General features: G+C 68.0%; 18 protein-coding genes. 7 read left to right on the forward strand and 11 right to left on the reverse strand.

What is annotated here, in order from left to right; translation table 11 throughout:
• Positions 1–557: 557 nt before the first annotated feature.
• Positions 558–767, reverse strand: a complete 210-nt coding sequence (locus tag ACSQ2B_RS03150) for a cold-shock protein (protein WP_436047255.1) — start codon at positions 765–767, stop codon at positions 558–560.
• A gap of 251 nt (positions 768–1,018) precedes the next feature.
• Between ACSQ2B_RS03150 and ACSQ2B_RS03155 the strand changes: the two genes are divergently transcribed.
• The gene (locus tag ACSQ2B_RS03155) at positions 1,019–1,204 is read left to right on the forward strand and encodes a hypothetical protein (RefSeq protein WP_436047257.1); all 186 of its coding nucleotides are present in this window, start codon (positions 1,019–1,021) and stop codon (positions 1,202–1,204) included.
• Positions 1,201–1,458 (forward strand): hypothetical protein, encoded by a 258-nt coding sequence (locus ACSQ2B_RS03160; RefSeq protein ID WP_436047259.1) that lies wholly within the window; start codon positions 1,201–1,203, stop codon positions 1,456–1,458. Before ACSQ2B_RS03155 ends, ACSQ2B_RS03160 begins: the two co-directional genes overlap by 4 nt.
• Before the next feature lie 51 nt (positions 1,459–1,509).
• Here ACSQ2B_RS03160 and ACSQ2B_RS03165 read toward each other — a convergent pair whose 3' ends face one another.
• The 7 genes from ACSQ2B_RS03165 to modA form a co-directional block, all read right to left on the reverse strand.
• Entirely contained in the window at positions 1,510–1,884 is a 375-nt protein-coding gene (locus ACSQ2B_RS03165; protein WP_436047261.1) for a c-type cytochrome, read from the reverse strand.
• Between the two features lie 22 nt (positions 1,885–1,906).
• Positions 1,907–4,150: a molybdopterin cofactor-binding domain-containing protein gene (locus ACSQ2B_RS03170; protein ID WP_436047262.1), complete on the reverse strand. Its 2,244-nt coding sequence runs from the start codon at positions 4,148–4,150 to the stop codon at positions 1,907–1,909.
• A 5-nt stretch (positions 4,151–4,155) separates the two neighbouring features.
• Entirely contained in the window at positions 4,156–4,617 is a 462-nt protein-coding gene (locus tag ACSQ2B_RS03175; RefSeq protein WP_436047264.1) for a (2Fe-2S)-binding protein, read from the reverse strand.
• A 58-nt stretch (positions 4,618–4,675) separates the two neighbouring features.
• Positions 4,676–4,993: a hypothetical protein gene (locus tag ACSQ2B_RS03180; protein WP_436047265.1), complete on the reverse strand. Its 318-nt coding sequence runs from the start codon at positions 4,991–4,993 to the stop codon at positions 4,676–4,678.
• Positions 4,994–5,028: 35 nt separating this feature from the next.
• Complete coding sequence (locus ACSQ2B_RS03185; protein ID WP_436047267.1) at positions 5,029–7,104, reverse strand: PQQ-dependent dehydrogenase, methanol/ethanol family; 2,076 nt, start codon at positions 7,102–7,104, stop codon at positions 5,029–5,031.
• A 185-nt stretch (positions 7,105–7,289) separates the two neighbouring features.
• On the reverse strand, positions 7,290–7,955 hold the full coding sequence (gene modB, locus ACSQ2B_RS03190; RefSeq protein ID WP_436047269.1) for a molybdate ABC transporter permease subunit: 666 nt from the start codon (positions 7,953–7,955) through the stop codon (positions 7,290–7,292).
• A 3-nt stretch (positions 7,956–7,958) separates the two neighbouring features.
• On the reverse strand, positions 7,959–8,711 hold the full coding sequence (gene modA / locus ACSQ2B_RS03195) for a molybdate ABC transporter substrate-binding protein (protein ID WP_436047271.1): 753 nt from the start codon (positions 8,709–8,711) through the stop codon (positions 7,959–7,961).
• A gap of 325 nt (positions 8,712–9,036) precedes the next feature.
• Here modA and ACSQ2B_RS03200 point away from each other — a divergent pair, with 325 nt between their 5' ends.
• Positions 9,037–9,636, forward strand: a complete 600-nt coding sequence (locus tag ACSQ2B_RS03200; protein ID WP_436047273.1) for a superoxide dismutase — start codon at positions 9,037–9,039, stop codon at positions 9,634–9,636.
• Between the two features lie 95 nt (positions 9,637–9,731).
• On the opposite strand, the gene ACSQ2B_RS03205 is transcribed toward ACSQ2B_RS03200, so the two are convergent.
• Positions 9,732–10,061, reverse strand: coding sequence for a hypothetical protein (locus tag ACSQ2B_RS03205; RefSeq protein WP_436047275.1), 330 nt, complete (start codon positions 10,059–10,061; stop codon positions 9,732–9,734).
• 282 nt (positions 10,062–10,343) lie between these two features.
• On the opposite strand from ACSQ2B_RS03205, the gene ACSQ2B_RS03210 reads away from it, so the two are divergent.
• The gene (locus ACSQ2B_RS03210; RefSeq protein ID WP_436047277.1) at positions 10,344–10,886 is read left to right on the forward strand and encodes a hypothetical protein; all 543 of its coding nucleotides are present in this window, start codon (positions 10,344–10,346) and stop codon (positions 10,884–10,886) included.
• Between the two features lie 41 nt (positions 10,887–10,927).
• Here the strand turns inward: ACSQ2B_RS03210 and ACSQ2B_RS03215 are convergent, their stop codons facing one another.
• Positions 10,928–11,695 carry an enoyl-CoA hydratase/isomerase family protein gene (locus ACSQ2B_RS03215; protein ID WP_436047279.1) on the reverse strand — a complete coding sequence of 256 codons (768 nt, stop codon included), beginning with the start codon at positions 11,693–11,695 and terminating at the stop codon, positions 10,928–10,930.
• 14 nt (positions 11,696–11,709) lie between these two features.
• On the reverse strand, positions 11,710–12,321 hold the full coding sequence (locus ACSQ2B_RS03220; protein WP_436047280.1) for a TetR/AcrR family transcriptional regulator: 612 nt from the start codon (positions 12,319–12,321) through the stop codon (positions 11,710–11,712).
• 58 nt (positions 12,322–12,379) lie between these two features.
• Here ACSQ2B_RS03220 and ACSQ2B_RS03225 point away from each other — a divergent pair, with 58 nt between their 5' ends.
• The 3 genes from ACSQ2B_RS03225 to ACSQ2B_RS03235 are packed head-to-tail and all read left to right on the forward strand — an operon-like array spanning position 12,380 to position 15,915.
• Positions 12,380–13,285, forward strand: coding sequence for an MBL fold metallo-hydrolase (locus tag ACSQ2B_RS03225; RefSeq protein ID WP_436047282.1), 906 nt, complete (start codon positions 12,380–12,382; stop codon positions 13,283–13,285).
• Between the two features lie 29 nt (positions 13,286–13,314).
• The gene (locus ACSQ2B_RS03230) at positions 13,315–14,877 is read left to right on the forward strand and encodes an AMP-binding protein (protein ID WP_436047284.1); all 1,563 of its coding nucleotides are present in this window, start codon (positions 13,315–13,317) and stop codon (positions 14,875–14,877) included.
• A 39-nt stretch (positions 14,878–14,916) separates the two neighbouring features.
• Positions 14,917–15,915 carry a zinc-dependent alcohol dehydrogenase family protein gene (locus tag ACSQ2B_RS03235; RefSeq protein ID WP_436047285.1) on the forward strand — a complete coding sequence of 333 codons (999 nt, stop codon included), beginning with the start codon at positions 14,917–14,919 and terminating at the stop codon, positions 15,913–15,915.
• The last annotated feature ends 70 nt before the right edge of the window (positions 15,916–15,985 follow it).

A 15,985-nucleotide genomic window follows, 5' to 3' on the forward strand; every position in this document is an offset into this window, starting at 1 on the left:
CCAACGACATGTTTCGTAAGAGCGGGTGTGAACGTCGAAGGTCTTGCAGGCTCGCCGCGGGATTGCGCGCGATGATGTCCGTAAGAGGAGATTCGAGGTCCGGTGTGTATCTGAAATTCACTTATACTTTGTCCATCAGAGCAGCGTGGGTCCGCGCTCCGTTCAAAAAATAGTCTCTGGGACGCCCTAAGGCCGCGCATTGGTCTGCGGTGCGCGCGGCTCAGTCTCATCGACCTTCACGCCGGGGCGGAGGTCTAGGGTGAGCCGCGAGCGGCTGTAGGGCGCGGGTTCGTTCCTGGACGGCCCGAACGCGACGTAGGGCGCGCCATTTGACGGAATGTGAACCGTGCAGAGAGGCGGCTGTTCCAGGGGCGTTGCAGAATGCTTCAGCGGCCGGTCAGTCGGCGCCGGTTCAACCGCGCCGCCAGGTCGCCTGTCCAGCGGCCGAACACCGACCAGCCTTTGCGGGTCGCGTCGAGCCTCGTCCTGGACCGTCATGGCGTACGGCTCGAAAGGACGACGGCACCCCGGGGGCGCCGTCTCCCGAGCCTGAGCTCTTAGGCGGCTTGAAGCTGGCCAGCCGAGGTCTTGCCCGTGCGCTTGTCGCGCTCGAGTTCGAAGCCGACCTTCTGGCCTTCGTGGAGCGACGCCATGCCCGCGCGCTCAACGGCCGAGATGTGCACGAACACATCCGTGCCGCCGTCGTCGGGCTGGATGAAGCCGAAGCCTTTTTGGCCGTTGAACCACTTCACGGTGCCGATTTGCATAGTTGTCCCTTTCCGGACACGAGTTCTCACGCCCAGAGTGAGCGGTGAGATCAAATTTTCGGAGAGGGTCGAATGCCAGGCGAGACCAAAATCTAAAATTCCGGCGGGCCGCCTGGCGAGCCTAAGCGATATTTGACGGCCAAAGAATGGGGCTCTTAGGCCCGAAAAGCAAGCGAAAACACCCAAAATACTTCCCTCGGGGGGTCCGAGATGTGTTAGGCAGCACCATGCGAGCTGAATTAGATAGAGCAGTGCTTACGGTTTTACGCCACGACGGCGGCTGGGCGGTGGAGCACGAGGGCGAGCACTTCGGCCACTCGGGCGACAAGGAGGTCGCCAAGGCCTCCGCTCACAAGATGGCCCGACAGATGCAGGACGGCGGCAAGCCCTGCCAAGTGCGCGTCAGCGGCGAACACGGCTTCTTCGCCGTCCGATGAGAGCGTCCTCAACCCCCGCGCGCCGCGCCGCCGCCGCCATCCATTTCCGCAACGAGATCGAGAAGGCGGAAGCCGCGGGCGCCTCCCGCGACGACATGCTTCTGCACCTGACGCTGAGCGACGTAAGCCAGATCAAGCGCGATCGCAGCCTGGCCCTGACCGACATCAACTTCGCCGGCGAGACCATGCGCTTCCTGGGCGTGAAGGTCGAACAGGGCGGCGTCACCGAGAGCGTCCTGATCCGCCCGACCTGAGGATCGACTCCTGTCCCCGCCGACCTGAGCAGGTCGGCGGGGACAGGAGCGTCACTTCTTGAGGCTGGCCATGTAGGCCACCAGGTCGGCGCGCTGCTTGGGGTCGGAGACCATCACCAGCATGCGGGTGCCGGGCACGAGCTTGTTCGGCGCGGCCAGGAACTTGTCGAGCGTCGCCTTGTCCCAGGTGAGGCCGGAGGCCTTCAACGCCGGCGAGTAGCTGAAGGCTGTGGCGCCGGCTTTGCGGCCGACGACGCCGATCAGGCCGGGGGCGATCGTCGAGGGCTGGCCCGGCGTGACCGTGTGGCAGGCCTGGCAGCGCTGCTTGAAGAGCAGCCCGCCGGCGGTCGCGTCCTGCGCCATGGCGGGCGCCGCCGCGCCGAGCAGGACGATCGTGAGGGCGAATAGGCGAACTCTGGGACTCATCGGCGACACGCTCCGGCGGACTTCAGGACCAACTCAGATTTTGCTTGCGGAAGGGCGTGGTGCGCAACCGCTTGCCGGTCGCCTGGAAGATGGCGTTGCCGACCGCGGCCTGCACCGGCCCGACCGGCGCCTCGCCGATCATGGCGAAACGGTCGTGGCCCGATAGGGCGTCGAAGTGAATGTTGATCTTCGGCGGGACGTCGGCCATCCGCAGCATCGGATATTCGTCATAGTTGCCCTCGACGACGGCGCCGTCGCGAATGGTGATCTCCTCGTTCAGAGCGGTGTTCAGGCCGAACAGGATCCCGCCCTCGATCTGCGCCAGTGCGGCGTCGCGGTTGGCGACCCGTCCGCAATCGAAGGCGTAGTCGATCTGCTTCACCTGCAGGACGCCGTCGCGGCTGACCGCTACGTGGGCCACTGCGCACATGGTGGCGCCGCCCTTGCGCTGGGACGCCATCGGCCAGTTGGCGATGGCGACGCCGCGCCCCTGGCCCTTGGGCAGGCGCCTGCCCCAGCCAGCCTTCTGGGCGGCGACCTTGAGGCAGGCGCTCCAGGCGGGATCCCAGCCCTTGAGCAGGCCCAGGCGGTACTCGACCGGATCGGCCTTGGCCGCGTGGGCGCATTCGTCGATGAAGCTCTCGAGCATGAAAACGTGGGAGTTGTAGCAGGGCGCGCGGTAGGCGCCGGTCAGCACGTGGGTCTTGAGCCGGCTCTGGGCGAATTCGGCGTTGGGGATCCCGCCGCCGCCGACATAGGGCGTGTCGAAGATGCCGAAGGGCAATGAGGGCTCGCCGCCGTAGCAGACGTGCGCCAGCAGCGCTTCGGGCAGGCCGTCCTTGCCGAGCCTGGCCTTGAAGCGGCTGATGACCGGGGTGCGGTAGCGTCCCTGCCGGGTGGTCTCCTCGCGCGTCCAGATCACCTTCACCGGCGGCCCCGGGTATTCCTTGGCCACGGCGACGGCCATGCGGAGCTCCTCGGCCATGGTGCGCCGGCCGAACCCGCCGCCGACCAGGGTCTGGTGCAGATAGACGTTCTCCGGCGCCATGCCCGTCTCGTCCACCGCGACCCAGAAGGCCTGCTGCTGGTCCTGGCTTGGATGCCAGATCTCGACCCTGTCCGGGCCCACCTGGACCGTCGAGTTGAGCGGCTCCATGGCGGCGTTGTCGCAGTACGGCGTCAGATAGGTGGCCTCGATCGTCGTCTCCGACGTCACCGAGTCCGGCGCGCCGACCTTGCGCACGACCTTGCCGCCCTGGTCGAGCAGGGCGCGGCCGGCGTCGTAGATCTGGTTCGACGTCTTCCAGGCTGCGCCCGGGCCGTCGTCCCACTCCACGGGCAGGGCCTCCAGCGCGGTCTTGGCCTGCCAGAAGTGGTCGGCGATCACCGCCACCGCGCTCTGGGTCTCGGTCGTCGCCAGGCCGAACGGCGACTTCGGCTTTACTGGCGTTCCCTTGGTCTTCGAGCGATCGACGACCACCACCGCGCGTACGCCCGGCATCTTCAGGACCGCGCTGGGGTCGTGCGACTTCAGCTTGCCGCCCATCACCGGAGACTGCAGCAGCGCGGCGTAGACCATGCCCGGCCGCTGCACGTCGATGCCGAAGACCGCCGCGCCGTCCGCGATCTGCGGGGCGTTCAGCTTGGGCGGCGAGGCCTTGCCGAGGAAGGTCCAATCGCTCTGGGCCTTCAGTGCCGGTTCGTCGGCGAGCTGGACGGAGGCGGCTTCGGCCGCGACCTCGCCGTAGCGCAGCTTGCGGCCGGTGGGCTGGTGGGTGAGCACGCCGCCCTGCGCTTCGATCTCGCTGACGGGCGCGTTCCAGCGCGCCGCGGCGGCGCCCTTCAGCCGCTCGCGCGCGCTCGCCCCGAGCTGCAGGGCGTGCTTCATCCGATCCGGGTCCGTGCCGTGACCGCTGAAGAAGGGCAGCATGCCGACCTGATAGACCCCCTTTTCGAGGTAGTCGCGGCGCGGGGAGGCGAACTCGACCCGCACCTTCGACCAGTCGCACTGCAGCTCCTCGGCGACGTTCATGGCGACCTGGGTCATCGCGCCGTTGCCGATCTCCGTGGTCGGCGACCGGATGATCACGGCGTCGTCCGGGGCGATCACGATCCAGGGCGAGATTTCGGCTGCGGTCTCTCCGGCGCCCGCTCCCGCGGCGCGTCCGCGGGCCGGCGTCAGGGCCAGCGACAAGCCCCCGGCGACCACGGCGGCGGAAACCAGGAATTTGCGGCGGTCGAGGCTTGCGGGCTTTATGGCGTTCATCCCCGTCAGGCCCGCCGGCTCTTGGCGACGCGATGGATCGCATCGCGCACCCGCGGGTAGGTTCCGCAGCGGCAGATGTTGGAGATCTGGGCGTCGATGTCGGCGTCGGTCGGCGCCTTCGTCTGCTTCAGGAGGGCCTGCGCCGCCATCAGCATGCCGGACTGGCAGTAGCCGCACTGCGCCACGTTCAGCTGGACCCACAGCTTCTGCAGGTCCTCGCCGCCGGCGGCGGCCAGACCTTCGATGGTGACGACCTCGGCGCCGGCGAGATCCTGGGCGAAGGCCTGGCAGGAGCGCGTGGGCTGGCCGTTCAGATGGACCGTGCAGGCGCCGCACTGGGCGACGCCGCAGCCGTACTTCGTCCCCGTGAGGGCGAGGTGGTCGCGCAGCACCCACAGCAGCGGCGTGGATGGGTCGACGTCGACGGTCTGGGGCTGGCCGTTGACCCGGAAGCTTATGGCGGACATCGCGGCTCTCTGGCGTTCGGGGGAGCAGCCGCCGGCGGGGGCCGGCGGCTGCAGGGGGTTAGCTCTTCGGCGCGGGCAGCTTGGCGAGCTCGGCGTCGACCTTGGCCAGGGTCTCGTCGCTGAACTTGTCCGGCGCATAGGACTGGACCTGCCGGAAGGTCATCATCCGGCCCTGGTCGACCTGCGGATCGGTCGACACCCCCGGGAGAAGCTTGTCGATCACCGCGCGGGTCGCGGGGTTGTCGATCAGGTCGCCGATGGTGGTTTCGGCCGTCGAATAGGCCGGCGCGGCGGCTGCCGCCGGCTGGGCGAAGGCCGGGGCGGCGAGGGTCGCGGCGGATGCGCAGAGCGCGGCGGCGAGAATGAGAGCGCGCATGTCTTGGACTTTCTCCTGGGAAACGAACGGTTGGATCAGAAGCTGGACGCGCCGGTGTCGCCCTCGGGCTTGCGAAGGCCGAGGGATTCGCGGGCGGTGGCGCGGATGTAGGCGTGCAGCTTGTTGACCTGGTCGCGGGTCAGCATGTCGAACTTCGGCATGCCGCGGTCCTGCAGGGCGCCGTCATGGACCACCGCCCAGAGGCTCTCCTGGCTCAGCGCAATCTGCGACTCCCGCAGGTCCGGCGCCGGCGAACCCGCCGCCTTCAGGCCCACGCCGTGACAGGCGATGCAGAACATCGAGAGTCCGCGCCCCTGCTTGACGTCCGCCTCGTTCAGCGTGAGCGACGGATCGTCGACCGCGTGCACCGCCATGTCGGGCGGCGGGGAGGGGGGGGGGCTCGCCTTGCCGTCGAGGGCGAAGGTCAGCAACCGGCGGGGCTGGGCGCCGTACTTCCAGCCGACATTGAGAAACTTGCTGAGCGCCGCCGTCGTGCCGCCGTAGCCGACCAGCACCGAGACGTACTGCTTGCCGGCGACGGAATAGCTGATCGGGGCGGCGATGATGCCGAGGCCGGCGTTGAACCGCCACAGCCGGGCGCCGCTGACGGCGTCATAGGCTGAGAAATAACCGTCGGCCGTCCCCTGGAACACCAGATCGCCGCCGGTCGTCAGCGTGCCGCCGTTCCAGATGGTCTCCAGCGGAACCTTCCAGCGCGCCTTCTGCCGGACCGGGTCCCAGGCGAGCAGCGCGCCCGTGCCGTCCTGGTCGTCGGCCTTGTAGCCGTCGGCCGTCATGCCGCCGAAGGAGAACTCGCCGGGTTTGACCTTGGTCGCGTAGCGCGCGCCCAGCTGCATGTAGGGGATGTAGACGAGGCCGGTCTTCGGGTTGAAGGACATGGCCTGCCAATTGTGCGTGCCGATCATGCTCGGCCACATGATCGTCTCGCCGGTCTCGTAGCGGATGTTCGGCTCTTCGACGGGACGGCCGGTCTTGAGGTCGATCTTCTTGGCCCAGGTGACCTTGCCGGTCTTCTCCGCGGAGATCAGCTTCCCGGTGACCCGGTCGATCACATAGAAGAAGCCGTTGGTCGGGCTCTGCATCAGGACCTTGCGGCGCTTCCCGTCGAGGGTCAGCGTCGTCTCGATCATGTTGGCGGTGGCCTTGTAGTCCCAGGCCTCGTTCGGGTTCTGCTGGTAGTGCCAGACGTACTTTCCGGTGTCGGCGTTCAGCGCCACGATCGAGGCGACGAACAGGTTGTCGCCGCCGCCGGGGTTGCGGACCTTCGGATTGTAGGGGCCGGCGTTGCCGACGCCGAGGTAGATCTGGTTCAGCTCCGGATCGAAGGTGATGCCGTTCCAGACGGTGCCGCCGCCGCCGCCGACCTTCCAGTATTCGCCGGTCCAGGTCTTGGCGGCCATCTCCATGATCGGGTCGCCGGCGTTCTGCTCCGGCGCGCCGGGCACGGTGTAGAAGCGCCAGGCCTGTTTGCCGGTCTTCTGGTCATAGGCGGTGACGAAGCCGCGCTGGTTGGAGTCGGCGCCGGCATTGCCGATGATCACCTTGCCGTTGAAGACCCGCGGCGCGCCGGTGATGGTGTGCCTCGAGGTTTCCGGAACCGTCTGCACCTCCCATTCGACCCCGCCGGTCTTGGCGTTCAGGGCGGTGAGATGGCCGTCGAGCGCGCCCAGGAAGATGCGGCCGTCGGCGTAGGCGACGCCTCGGTTCACGCCGAAGTTCGAGCCGAACTTGGCCGGGCTGCGCTGCCAGATCTTCGGGTCGTACTTCCAGAGGATCTTTCCGCTGATCGCGTCGACGGCGTAGACTGCGCAATAGCTGCCGGTGAAGTAGAGCACGCCGTCGACCGCCAGCGGCGTCGCTTCCAGCGACACCTCGCCGTCGAGGTCCAACGACCAGGCCAGGCCGAGCTCGCCGATGTTCGCCTTGTTGATCTGTCGGAGCCGGCTGAAGCCGCTCTCGTCCACCGGGCCGCCGGTGTTCGTCCAGTTGGCGTTGGCTTCCGAGGCGTCGCCGCCGAGGGCCGCTGATCCAACGCCCGACCCGGCCAACAGCAGGCAGGCCGCGACGGTCACCAAGGCTCGCGTCTTCAAGGTCGCTCTCGCCCCCACTGATAGACCGGTCGCCGAACCGCAGTCGCTGGCGTCCGATACACAGTGGCGCATAACGCCCCGCCGCCGCCGCCGTCAACGGAAATGCTGAGCGTTCGCACAGCGTGCCGGGCGTCGGGCATCGGCGACGCCTGCGTCAGTCGTCGAAACGGACCGTTACGGGCCCGTCATCGCCATTTCGCCAGAGCGCGACGGTCGATCAGCAGCAGGGCGAGGAGGGCGGCGAAGGCGCTGAGCGCCAGCCCGGCGGCCAGCCGGTGGGCTTCGCCGAACTGCAGCGACTCCACCAGCTGGTAGATCCGTGTCGAGACGACCTCGGTCTTGCCGGGGATGGCGCCGCCGATCATCAGCACCACGCCGAACTCGCCGATGGTGTGGGCGAAGACCAGGACGGCGGCGGTGACGAAGCCGCGCCGCGCGAGCGGCAGGGTGACGGTGAAGAAGCGGTCGAGCGGCCCGGCGCGCAGGGTCGCGGCAACCTCCATCGGCCGCGGGCCGATCGCCTCGAAGGCGTTGCGGATCGGCTGGACGGCGAACGGCAGGGAGTAGATCACCGAGCCGATCACCAGGCCGGTGAAGGTGAAGGCGAGCGTGCGCACGCCGAAGGGATGCAGCAGCTCCATCAGCGGGCTGTCAGGCGCCAGCGCCACCAGGACGTAGAAGCCCAGGACCGTCGGCGGCAGGACGAGGGGGAGGGCGACGACGGCCGCCACCACCTCCTTCCACCAGCCGCCGGCGCGCGCCAGCCACCAGGCCAGCGGCGTGGCCAGCACCAGCAGCAGCAGGGTGGTGACTCCGGCGAGCTGGGCGGTTGTCCAAACGACCTGGGCCATGGCTCAGCGGATCTCGTAGCCGTAGCGCTTGATGATGGCCCGCGCCTGCGGGGTCTTCAGAAAGGCGACGAAGGCCGTGGCCGCAGGGTTCTTCTGGCCGGTGAGGAGCAGGATCGCCTGCTGGTCGATGGGCGCGTAGTGCGCCTGGGGCACCAGCCAGGGCGAGCCGCCAGGCTCGCCGATCACCTGGGACAGCGCCACGAAGCCCAGGTCGGCCGCGCCGGTGGCGACGAACTGGTAGGTCTGGGTGATCGAGGAGCCGGTGACGATCTTCGGCTTCACCGCCTCATAGACCCCCAGCTTCTGCAGCGTCTGGATCGCCGCCGCGCCATAGGGCGCCGAGGTCGGGTCGGCCACGGCGAGCTTGACGAAGGCGCCGGACTTCAAGGCGGCGCCGCGGTCCGCTAGTCCGGGCGTCTTGGAATAGAGCACCAGCTTGCCGACGGCGTAGGTGAAACGGGTTCCCGGCACGCCAAGGCCCTCCTGTTCCGCCTTCTTCGGCCGCTCGGCGTCGGCGGAGAGGAAGACCTCGTAGGGCGCGCCGTGCGCCAGCTGGGCGTAGAACTGGCCGGAGGAGCCGAAGCTCAGCAGCGCCTTGTGGCCGGTGGCGGCGGTGAAGGCCGTGGCGATCTCCTTGGCCGGCTCGGTGAAGTTGGCGGCCACGGCCACCTGGGTGTCTGCGGCCAGCGCCGGGGCGGCGGCGCTGGCGAAGGCGAGGGCGCACAGCGCGCCCAGGAGCGAACGACGAGCGAGCATCTTCAGGGTCTCTCCAGCGATATGCACCCTGTCTACATAACGAAAGGCGTCGAGTCAGGCCAAGCTGGCATTTGCCGGCTCGCCCTCCGCACCAGCCCCTGGCCCGGCCGCCTCAGCTCAGCGCACAGAGTTGGTGTTTTCGCCTCCGACGGGAGCGCGGCTGAGAACTATCCACCACTCTACCGAGGATGAGCCGCGTTCCGCTTGACGCGTGAGGCCGTGGACGTCCTTAAGGGCGCCGCCGCCGCCTGCTCACAGGCGCCGCGGCTGCAGGTCGCTAACGCCGAGGCCTCGGGCCCCGGCCCTTTTACCTATTGGAGACGGCATGACGTTCGAACTGCCCTCGCTGCCCTATGCCGCGAACGCGTTGCAGCCCTACATCGCCGAAGAGACCTTCGGCTTCCACTATGGGAAGCACCATCAGGCCTATGTGACCAATCTCAATGGATTGGTCGCCGGGACCGATCTGGCGTCCAAGAGCTTGGAAGAGATCATCCAGGCCACCGCGGGCGCTCCGGACAAGGCTGGGATCTTCAACAACGCCGCGCAGGTGTGGAACCACACCTTCTACTGGAATTCGATGAAGCCGGCCGGCGGCGGGGCTCCGACGGGGGCGATCGCCGCCCTGATCGAGACCGCGTTCGGCGGCTACGCCGGCTTCGCGGAGGCCTTCAAGGCCGCCGCCGTCGGGCAGTTCGGCGCCGGCTGGGCCTGGCTGATCCTGGACGCGGGCGGCCTCAAGATCGTCAAGACCGGCAATGCGGACACGCCGATCGCGTATGGCCAGACGCCGCTGCTGACGATCGACGTGTGGGAGCACGCCTACTACCTCGACTACCAGAACAGGCGTCCGGACTACGTCCAGACCTTCCTGGACCACCTGCTGAACTGGGATTTCGCGAACGCCAATCTGGCGGCCGCCTGAGACCGGCGAGGCGCTTTCCCGGCGGCGCCGGGGAAGCACCTCCCGGCGTGCGCATTCAGCTCGGCAGAGCCCGCCACAACGCCGGAACCAGACATCTAGTTGGCGGAAATGGCCTCGTGCGCTGGCGCTGCTGACGGGTTCGAAGCGGTGACGACCGCCGCCGATTGCTCCAGGACGACGTTCATCGGATTGGGCGTGAGGTCCATCATCGCGCCCGAGGCGGCGTCAACGCCTGCACCGATCAGGCCTCCGATCAGAACATTGCCGGCGAACCCTGCTCCGCCCCCTCCGGCGACATGGCGGGACACGTGCCCCTGCCAGGTCTTGTATCCAGCCTTGGTGACGGTCACGTCGAATTCGGATTTGCGTGGCATTTGAAAGGTGCAGGGCGTCGCGTCACACGCAAAGGCGGTGCTGGTGCGCACAGAGGCCCCGGAGGGCGTCGTACTGATGGACCAGGGTTCGGTGGTCCCCCGGGTTATCGTCGCGCATCCTGACAGAGCCGCCGCACCAACCATCACCACCAAGATCCGCTTCAACCGCCCGTCCCCTAAACAACCTTGACCATAAGGAGTGTGCATCCTTAAGTTGCTCAAGATGACTCTGTCTAGCGAGGCGGAGCTCGGGGTTTGCGCACGACGGGTCGCGCGCATATTGGGGGTAGCTCAATGTCTTTTCGAATGGCTGGCCGTCGCATGGCGACGGGCTTGGTGATGGTGCTGGCCGCGGCGACGCTCACAGCGTGCGCCTCTGGAGCACGGCCAGACAGCATGGCCTTCACCAATACGGCTGGAGCGCCGGTCACCCAGGCGGAACCGGGCTACAAGGCCTTCCGGGTCGTCCACGTGGACGGTGGTAGCAAGACAAATCCCCTTTGGATGTCGTCAGTCTCCAGCGAGGATTTCCAGAAAGCTCTGGAAAGCTCATTGCAATCCCTCGGCCTTCTCTCCGACGATCCTGCCAAAGCAAAGGCCGAGATCACTGCAAATCTGCAGGCGCTCGATCGCCCCCTCGCCGGACTGGATATGTCGGTGACCTCCAAGGTCCGCTACTCCGCGAAATCCACCAGTGATCAGAAGGTGATTTTCGACGACACCGTCGCTGCTACCGGAACGGCCAAGTTCGGGGATGCTCTGGTCGGCGTTCAGCGCCTAAAGCTGGCGAATGAAGCGGCGATGAAGGAGAACATAAAAGCCTTCGTCGAACGTCTTCGGAAGTCGCTGACCTCGTCGCAGATCGCAGCCAACTAAGGCTCCGGGGCGCCCGGCTCGTCCGGGCGTCTATCCGGCTTTCAAGTCTGCTTCGGCGAGGGCATGGCGGCCAGGCCCTCGAGCGCCAGGCCGTAGCCCAGGTCGCTGAGAAGCCGGCGCTTGAGCTCCAGGGTCGTGGACAGCCGGGTGTAGCGCAGCATCAGCTGCGGCTTCTTGGCGAGGTCGCGGGCCACCGCCCAGGCCCGTTCGCGAAGCTGGGCCTTGGGAACCACCTCGGCCACGACACCCAGTCGCTGCGCCTCGGCCGCATCGATCTCGGCGCCGGTGAGCAGGAAGTGGCGGCCGCGGTTGGGGCCCAGCAGCATCGGCCAGACCACATGGACGCCGTCGCTGGGCGTGACGCCGTAGATGGCGTGGGTCTTGTCGGCGAACCGCGCGTCGTCGGCGGCGATGACGATGTCGGAGAGCGCGACCAGCTCGGCATGGATATAGGCGTTTCCGTTGACCGCGCCGATGATCGGAACGTCGATCTCCAGCAGGTTGGTCAGCAGGTCCTTGCCCTCCTTCAGGATGCGGTCCCAGAAGTCGGGACCCATCTCGGCTCTGGGGCCGCTCTGGTCCATCCCCTCGCAGAAGCTCTCGCCCGCGCCGGTGAGGATCATCACCTTGGTCTTGCGGTCGCGGCCGATCAGGTAGAAGGCTTCGCCGAGCTGGTCGTGAATCCCGCCTTCGCCGGCCTCCCACAGGGCCGAGCCGCCATCGCGGTGGATGGTGACTTCCAGGATGCCGTCCTGTCGCTCCAGGCGGACATATTTGAAGCGGTCCTTGTAGTCCTCGAACCTGGCCATCTGAAGCTCCGTGTCTATGCGTCGGCGACGGCCTGGAGGCTGTTCACCAGCCATTCGACCATCTTCGGATCTGCGCCGTCGCGATCCGGGATGACGGTGAGCTGGTAGGTATAGAGCACGAAGCCGGTGCAGAGGCTGATGACCTGCAGGGCGCGGGCCTCCGCATTCGGCGGGCCGAGCCACTCGGCCAGGGGCGTGAGCGCGCGCTCGCGAAGCGCGCGAACAGCGATTTCGCGAGCCTCGGCGTCACCGGTCGCCAGGGTGATCATGGCGTGCGGACTGATGTTGAGGGCCGGATGCAGCAACAGGTCGGCGATCTGGCGGCCGAACTGGGCGCGGTCCTTCGGGATCATCTTCTCGATGTCCATCAGGTCGAGCAAGGCCGCCTCGAACAAGCCCGCCTTGGTGCCGAAATAGCGGAGCAGGATGGTCGAGGAGACGCCGATCATGTCGGCGATGTCGCGGATGCCGGTCTGCGAATAACCCCCGCGCGCGAACGCCGTCTGGGCGGCCTTCAGTATGCAGGCCTTGGTCCGGGGCGCATTGCGCTGCTTCGGCTGGGCGGCGAGGTCCATGGCTATCGAGTACCGTCGCCTTGGGGGCTGGACAAGCGCGAAGTTATCCATGGATAACTTCGCGCCAGTGGGTGGCGGGAGGCGCCGACCCGGCGCGCGGAGGAAGCTCATGGGACCCAGCCCTCTGTCGTCCGATGTGCCTGCGGCGACGATCAAGCTCGGGAAGGCCGAGATCCGCTCCGCGCTGGAAATGACGCTGACGGGGCGGCCGATCGCCTGGCTGGGCGCGGACCCGGCCTTGATCGAAGCCAACCGCAGCTGGATGGAGCCCCACTTTCTTGAAGACGGCGACACCTGGAGCCTCAACTTCCGGAGCTGGATCCTGCAGGTGGACGGCAAGGTGGTGGTGGTCGACCCCTGCACCGGCAACGGCCGGCCGCATCCGATGCCGCCGTTCGACGGGCTCGACACGCCGTTCATCGAGCGCTTCTGCGAGACCGGCGTCAGGCCCGAGGACGTCACTCACGTCTTCTGCACCCACATGCATCACGACCATTGCGGCTGGAACACCCAGCTGCGCGGCGGCCGCTACGTGCCGACCTTCCCGAACGCGCGCTATCTGTTCGTGCGTCGGGAATACGAGCGCTGGAACCCGAACGGGGCTGACTACAAGGCGGTCGACTACAACGAGGGCGTCTACGAGCGCAGCATCCTGCCGGTCGTCGAGGCGGGCCTGGCCGACCTGGTGATGGATCGCCACCGGGTGTCGCCCAGCCTCGAAATCCAGCCGGCCCAAGGCCACACCCTGGGCCATGCGATGCTGCACGTCGCCTCGCAGGACGAGGAGGGCTATTTCGCCGGCGACGTCCTGCACCATCCGTTGCAGCTCATCCGTCCCGAGATCCAGTTCGGCGACTGCGACGACCTCGACCAGGCGATCGAGACGCGGCGACGGCTCGTCGCCCAGGCCCTGGAGCGGGACGCGCTGATCATCCCTGCCCACCTGCCGTTCCCGCACGCGGGCCGACTGCGCCGGCAGGGCGATGTCGTCAGCTTTGAAGCGCTGCGCCTATAGTCCGGGCGGCACGATATGAGGATCCAGCGATGAGCGCCGTCGACGACCTGCACCGTCCCCTCTACGTCAGCGACCTCCTGGCCAACGCGCTCAACCAGGGCTCCAGCCAGCCGCTGCTGCACCTGCTGGACGGGCCGACGCTCACCGTCGCCGAGGTGCGCGACGCCACCAGCCAGTACATGCAGGCCCTGGCGAGCCTGGGGATCAAGCGCGGCGCACGGGTGGGCCTGCTCTCCGCCAACCGGCCCGAGGTGCTGCACGTCAGCCACGCCGTGCAGATGCTGGCGGCGGTCTACATGCCGATGCACCCGCTGGCCGGGATCGGCGACCATCTGCATGTCATCCAGGACGCCGGCGTCGAGATCCTGATCTTCGACGCGGACCGCTACGCCGCGCGCGCCGCCGAGCTGGCCGAGCGCGTCCCCGGTCTGCGGCTCGTGGCCTTCGGCGACACGCCCCTGGCCGACGACCTCTGCAAGATCGCTGCCGGCTTCACGCCCCAGCCCCTGGTCGCGCCGCGGGTCGAGGCGTCCGACATCACCCGCCTGGGCTATTCCGGCGGCACCACCGGCAAGCCCAAGAGCCTGACCACCACCCAGCGCGTCAGCCAGACCACCCTCCAGCTGATGATGGCCGAATGGGAATGGCCGAGCCCGCCCAGGGTGCTGTCCTGCGCGCCGCTCAGCCACGCCGGCGCGGCCATGGCCCTGCCGACGCTGCTGAAGGGCGGCACGCTGATGGTCCTGCCGGGGTTCGAGCCGGCCGCGGTGATGCAGGCGATCCAGGATCACCGGATCAACTGCATGCTGGTGGTGCCGACGATGATCTACGCCCTGCTCGACCACCCGCGCTTCGACGAGTTCGACCTCTCAAGCCTGGAGACCGTCTTCTACGGCGCCTCGGCGATGTCGCCGGCGCGGCTCAAGGAGGCGATCGAACGGATCGGTCCGGTCTTCGCCCAGTACTATGGCCAGGCAGAGGTCCCGATGGTCATCACCTATATGCGCAAGCGCGATCACGACGTGAACGACCTGCGCCGGCTGGCGAGCTGCGGGCGGCCGACGCCGTGGATTCACGTGGCCTTGCTGGACCACGAGAACCAGCCGGTGGCGGACGGCGAGCCGGGCGAGATCTGCGTGCGCGGGCCGCTGGTGTTCGACGGCTATCGCGACAATCCGGAACTGACGGCCGAGACCTGGGCCGGCGGTTGGCACCACACCGGCGACGTGGCGGTGCGCGATCCGGACGGCTTCCTGCGCATCGTCGACCGGACCAAGGACATGATCATCACCGGCGGCTTCAACGTCTATCCGCGCGAGATCGAGGATATCCTCGCCGAGCATCCGGCGGTGGCCCAGGCCGTGGTCATCGGCGCGCCGCATCCGAAGTGGGGCGAGGCGGTCAAGGCGGTGATCGTGCTGCGCGCCGGCCAGACGGCGACTCCTGAGGAGTTGATCGCCAGCGTCGCCGCCCGCAAGGGTTCGTTCCAGGCCCCAAAGGCCGTCGAGTTCGTAGACTCCATCCCGCAAACGCCGGTCGGCAAGCCCGACAAGAAGGCGGTCCGGGCGCTATACGGCCAGCTTGTCGCCTAACGGGCGGGCCGGTCATTCAGGAAACCAGGGAAGATGCCAATGCTGATGAAGTCCGCGTTCGCCCAGGGCGGCAAGGGGATCGAGGCGCTCGAGTTTCGCGAGGCGGCCATCCCGAACCCGGGGCCCGGCGAGGCCCTGGTGAGGCTGAGGGCGGCGACGCTGAATTTCCGCGACCTGTTGTTCATCAAGGGGATGCTGCCCGGCCTCGCCAAGGAGCCGGAGTATGTGCCGCTGTCCTGCGCCACCGGCGAGGTGATCGCCGTGGGCGCGGGCGTCAGCGACCTCAAGCCGGGCGACCGGGTCAATCCGCAATTCTTCCAGGGGATCGAGCCCGGCGCGCGCCACTCTCCGGACATGCTGGGGGGCTCGGCTGACGGGGTGGCGCGCACCCACGCCGTCTTCCGCGCCGACAGCCTCTGCCTGACGCCCGACGAGCTGGGCGACCTGGAGGCGGCGACCCTGCCCTGCGCGGGGCTGACCGCCTGGACGGCGGTGTTCGGCGCCAGGCCGATCCAGGCCGGCGAGCGGGTGCTGGTGCAAGGCACCGGCGGCGTCTCCCTGGCCGCCCTGCAGTGGGCCAAGGCGGCCGGCGCGGAGGTGGTGGTCACCTCTTCCTCGGACGCCAAGCTGCATCGGGCCCGCGCGCTCGGCGCCGACGTGACGGTCAACTATCGGACCACGCCGGACTGGGCGAAGGCGGCGCGCGAGCAGTCGGGCGGGAAGGGCGTCGACATCGTCGTCGACGTGGCCGGCACGCACCAGCTCGAGGCCTCGGCCAGCGTGCTCAACGACGGCGGGATCATCGCCGCCATCGGCATGCTGGACGGCGCGTTCAGCTGGGGCAAGGAGATCGGCCAGACCATCGTGCCGGTGTCGGTCGGCAATCGCGAGGAGCACCAGGCGATGACCGCCTTCGCGGCCAAGCACGCCATCCGGCCGATCGTCGACGTGGTCTACGACCTGAACCACCTGGCCGACGCCCTGCGTCACCTGGAAAGCGGCCGGTTCTTCGGCAAGGTCGGCGTCAACCTGCTGTAGGCGGGAAGGGCCCTCTCCGGCGGGGCCCGGGGCTTATCGCATCCGCCGCGACGCCCCCTCGCGGGCATCG

Origin of the sequence: Phenylobacterium sp. LjRoot225 (assembly GCF_964252855.1) — a bacterium.
Taxonomy (GTDB): Bacteria; Pseudomonadota; Alphaproteobacteria; order Caulobacterales; family Caulobacteraceae; genus Phenylobacterium.

Excerpts from the sequence above, each read along its gene's own strand:
- ACSQ2B_RS03150 (WP_436047255.1), bottom strand. The coding sequence starts at position 767 with ATGCAAATCGGCACCGTGAAGTGGTTCAACGGCCAAAAAGGCTTCGGC.
- ACSQ2B_RS03215 (WP_436047279.1), bottom strand. The coding sequence starts at position 11,695 with ATGGCCAGGTTCGAGGACTACAAGGACCGCTTCAAATATGTCCGCCTG.
- ACSQ2B_RS03180 (WP_436047265.1), bottom strand. The coding sequence starts at position 4,993 with ATGCGCGCTCTCATTCTCGCCGCCGCGCTCTGCGCATCCGCCGCGACC.
- ACSQ2B_RS03225 (WP_436047282.1), top strand. The coding sequence starts at position 12,380 with ATGGGACCCAGCCCTCTGTCGTCCGATGTGCCTGCGGCGACGATCAAG.
- ACSQ2B_RS03160 (WP_436047259.1), top strand. The coding sequence starts at position 1,201 with ATGAGAGCGTCCTCAACCCCCGCGCGCCGCGCCGCCGCCGCCATCCAT.
- ACSQ2B_RS03230 (WP_436047284.1), top strand. The coding sequence starts at position 13,315 with ATGAGCGCCGTCGACGACCTGCACCGTCCCCTCTACGTCAGCGACCTC.
- ACSQ2B_RS03220 (WP_436047280.1), bottom strand. The coding sequence starts at position 12,321 with ATGGATAACTTCGCGCTTGTCCAGCCCCCAAGGCGACGGTACTCGATA.
- ACSQ2B_RS03165 (WP_436047261.1), bottom strand. The coding sequence starts at position 1,884 with ATGAGTCCCAGAGTTCGCCTATTCGCCCTCACGATCGTCCTGCTCGGC.
- ACSQ2B_RS03235 (WP_436047285.1), top strand. The coding sequence starts at position 14,917 with ATGCTGATGAAGTCCGCGTTCGCCCAGGGCGGCAAGGGGATCGAGGCG.
- ACSQ2B_RS03175 (WP_436047264.1), bottom strand. The coding sequence starts at position 4,617 with ATGTCCGCCATAAGCTTCCGGGTCAACGGCCAGCCCCAGACCGTCGAC.
- ACSQ2B_RS03200 (WP_436047273.1), top strand. The coding sequence starts at position 9,037 with ATGACGTTCGAACTGCCCTCGCTGCCCTATGCCGCGAACGCGTTGCAG.
- modA (WP_436047271.1), bottom strand. The coding sequence starts at position 8,711 with ATGCTCGCTCGTCGTTCGCTCCTGGGCGCGCTGTGCGCCCTCGCCTTC.
- ACSQ2B_RS03170 (WP_436047262.1), bottom strand. The coding sequence starts at position 4,150 with ATGAACGCCATAAAGCCCGCAAGCCTCGACCGCCGCAAATTCCTGGTT.
- modB (WP_436047269.1), bottom strand. The coding sequence starts at position 7,955 with ATGGCCCAGGTCGTTTGGACAACCGCCCAGCTCGCCGGAGTCACCACC.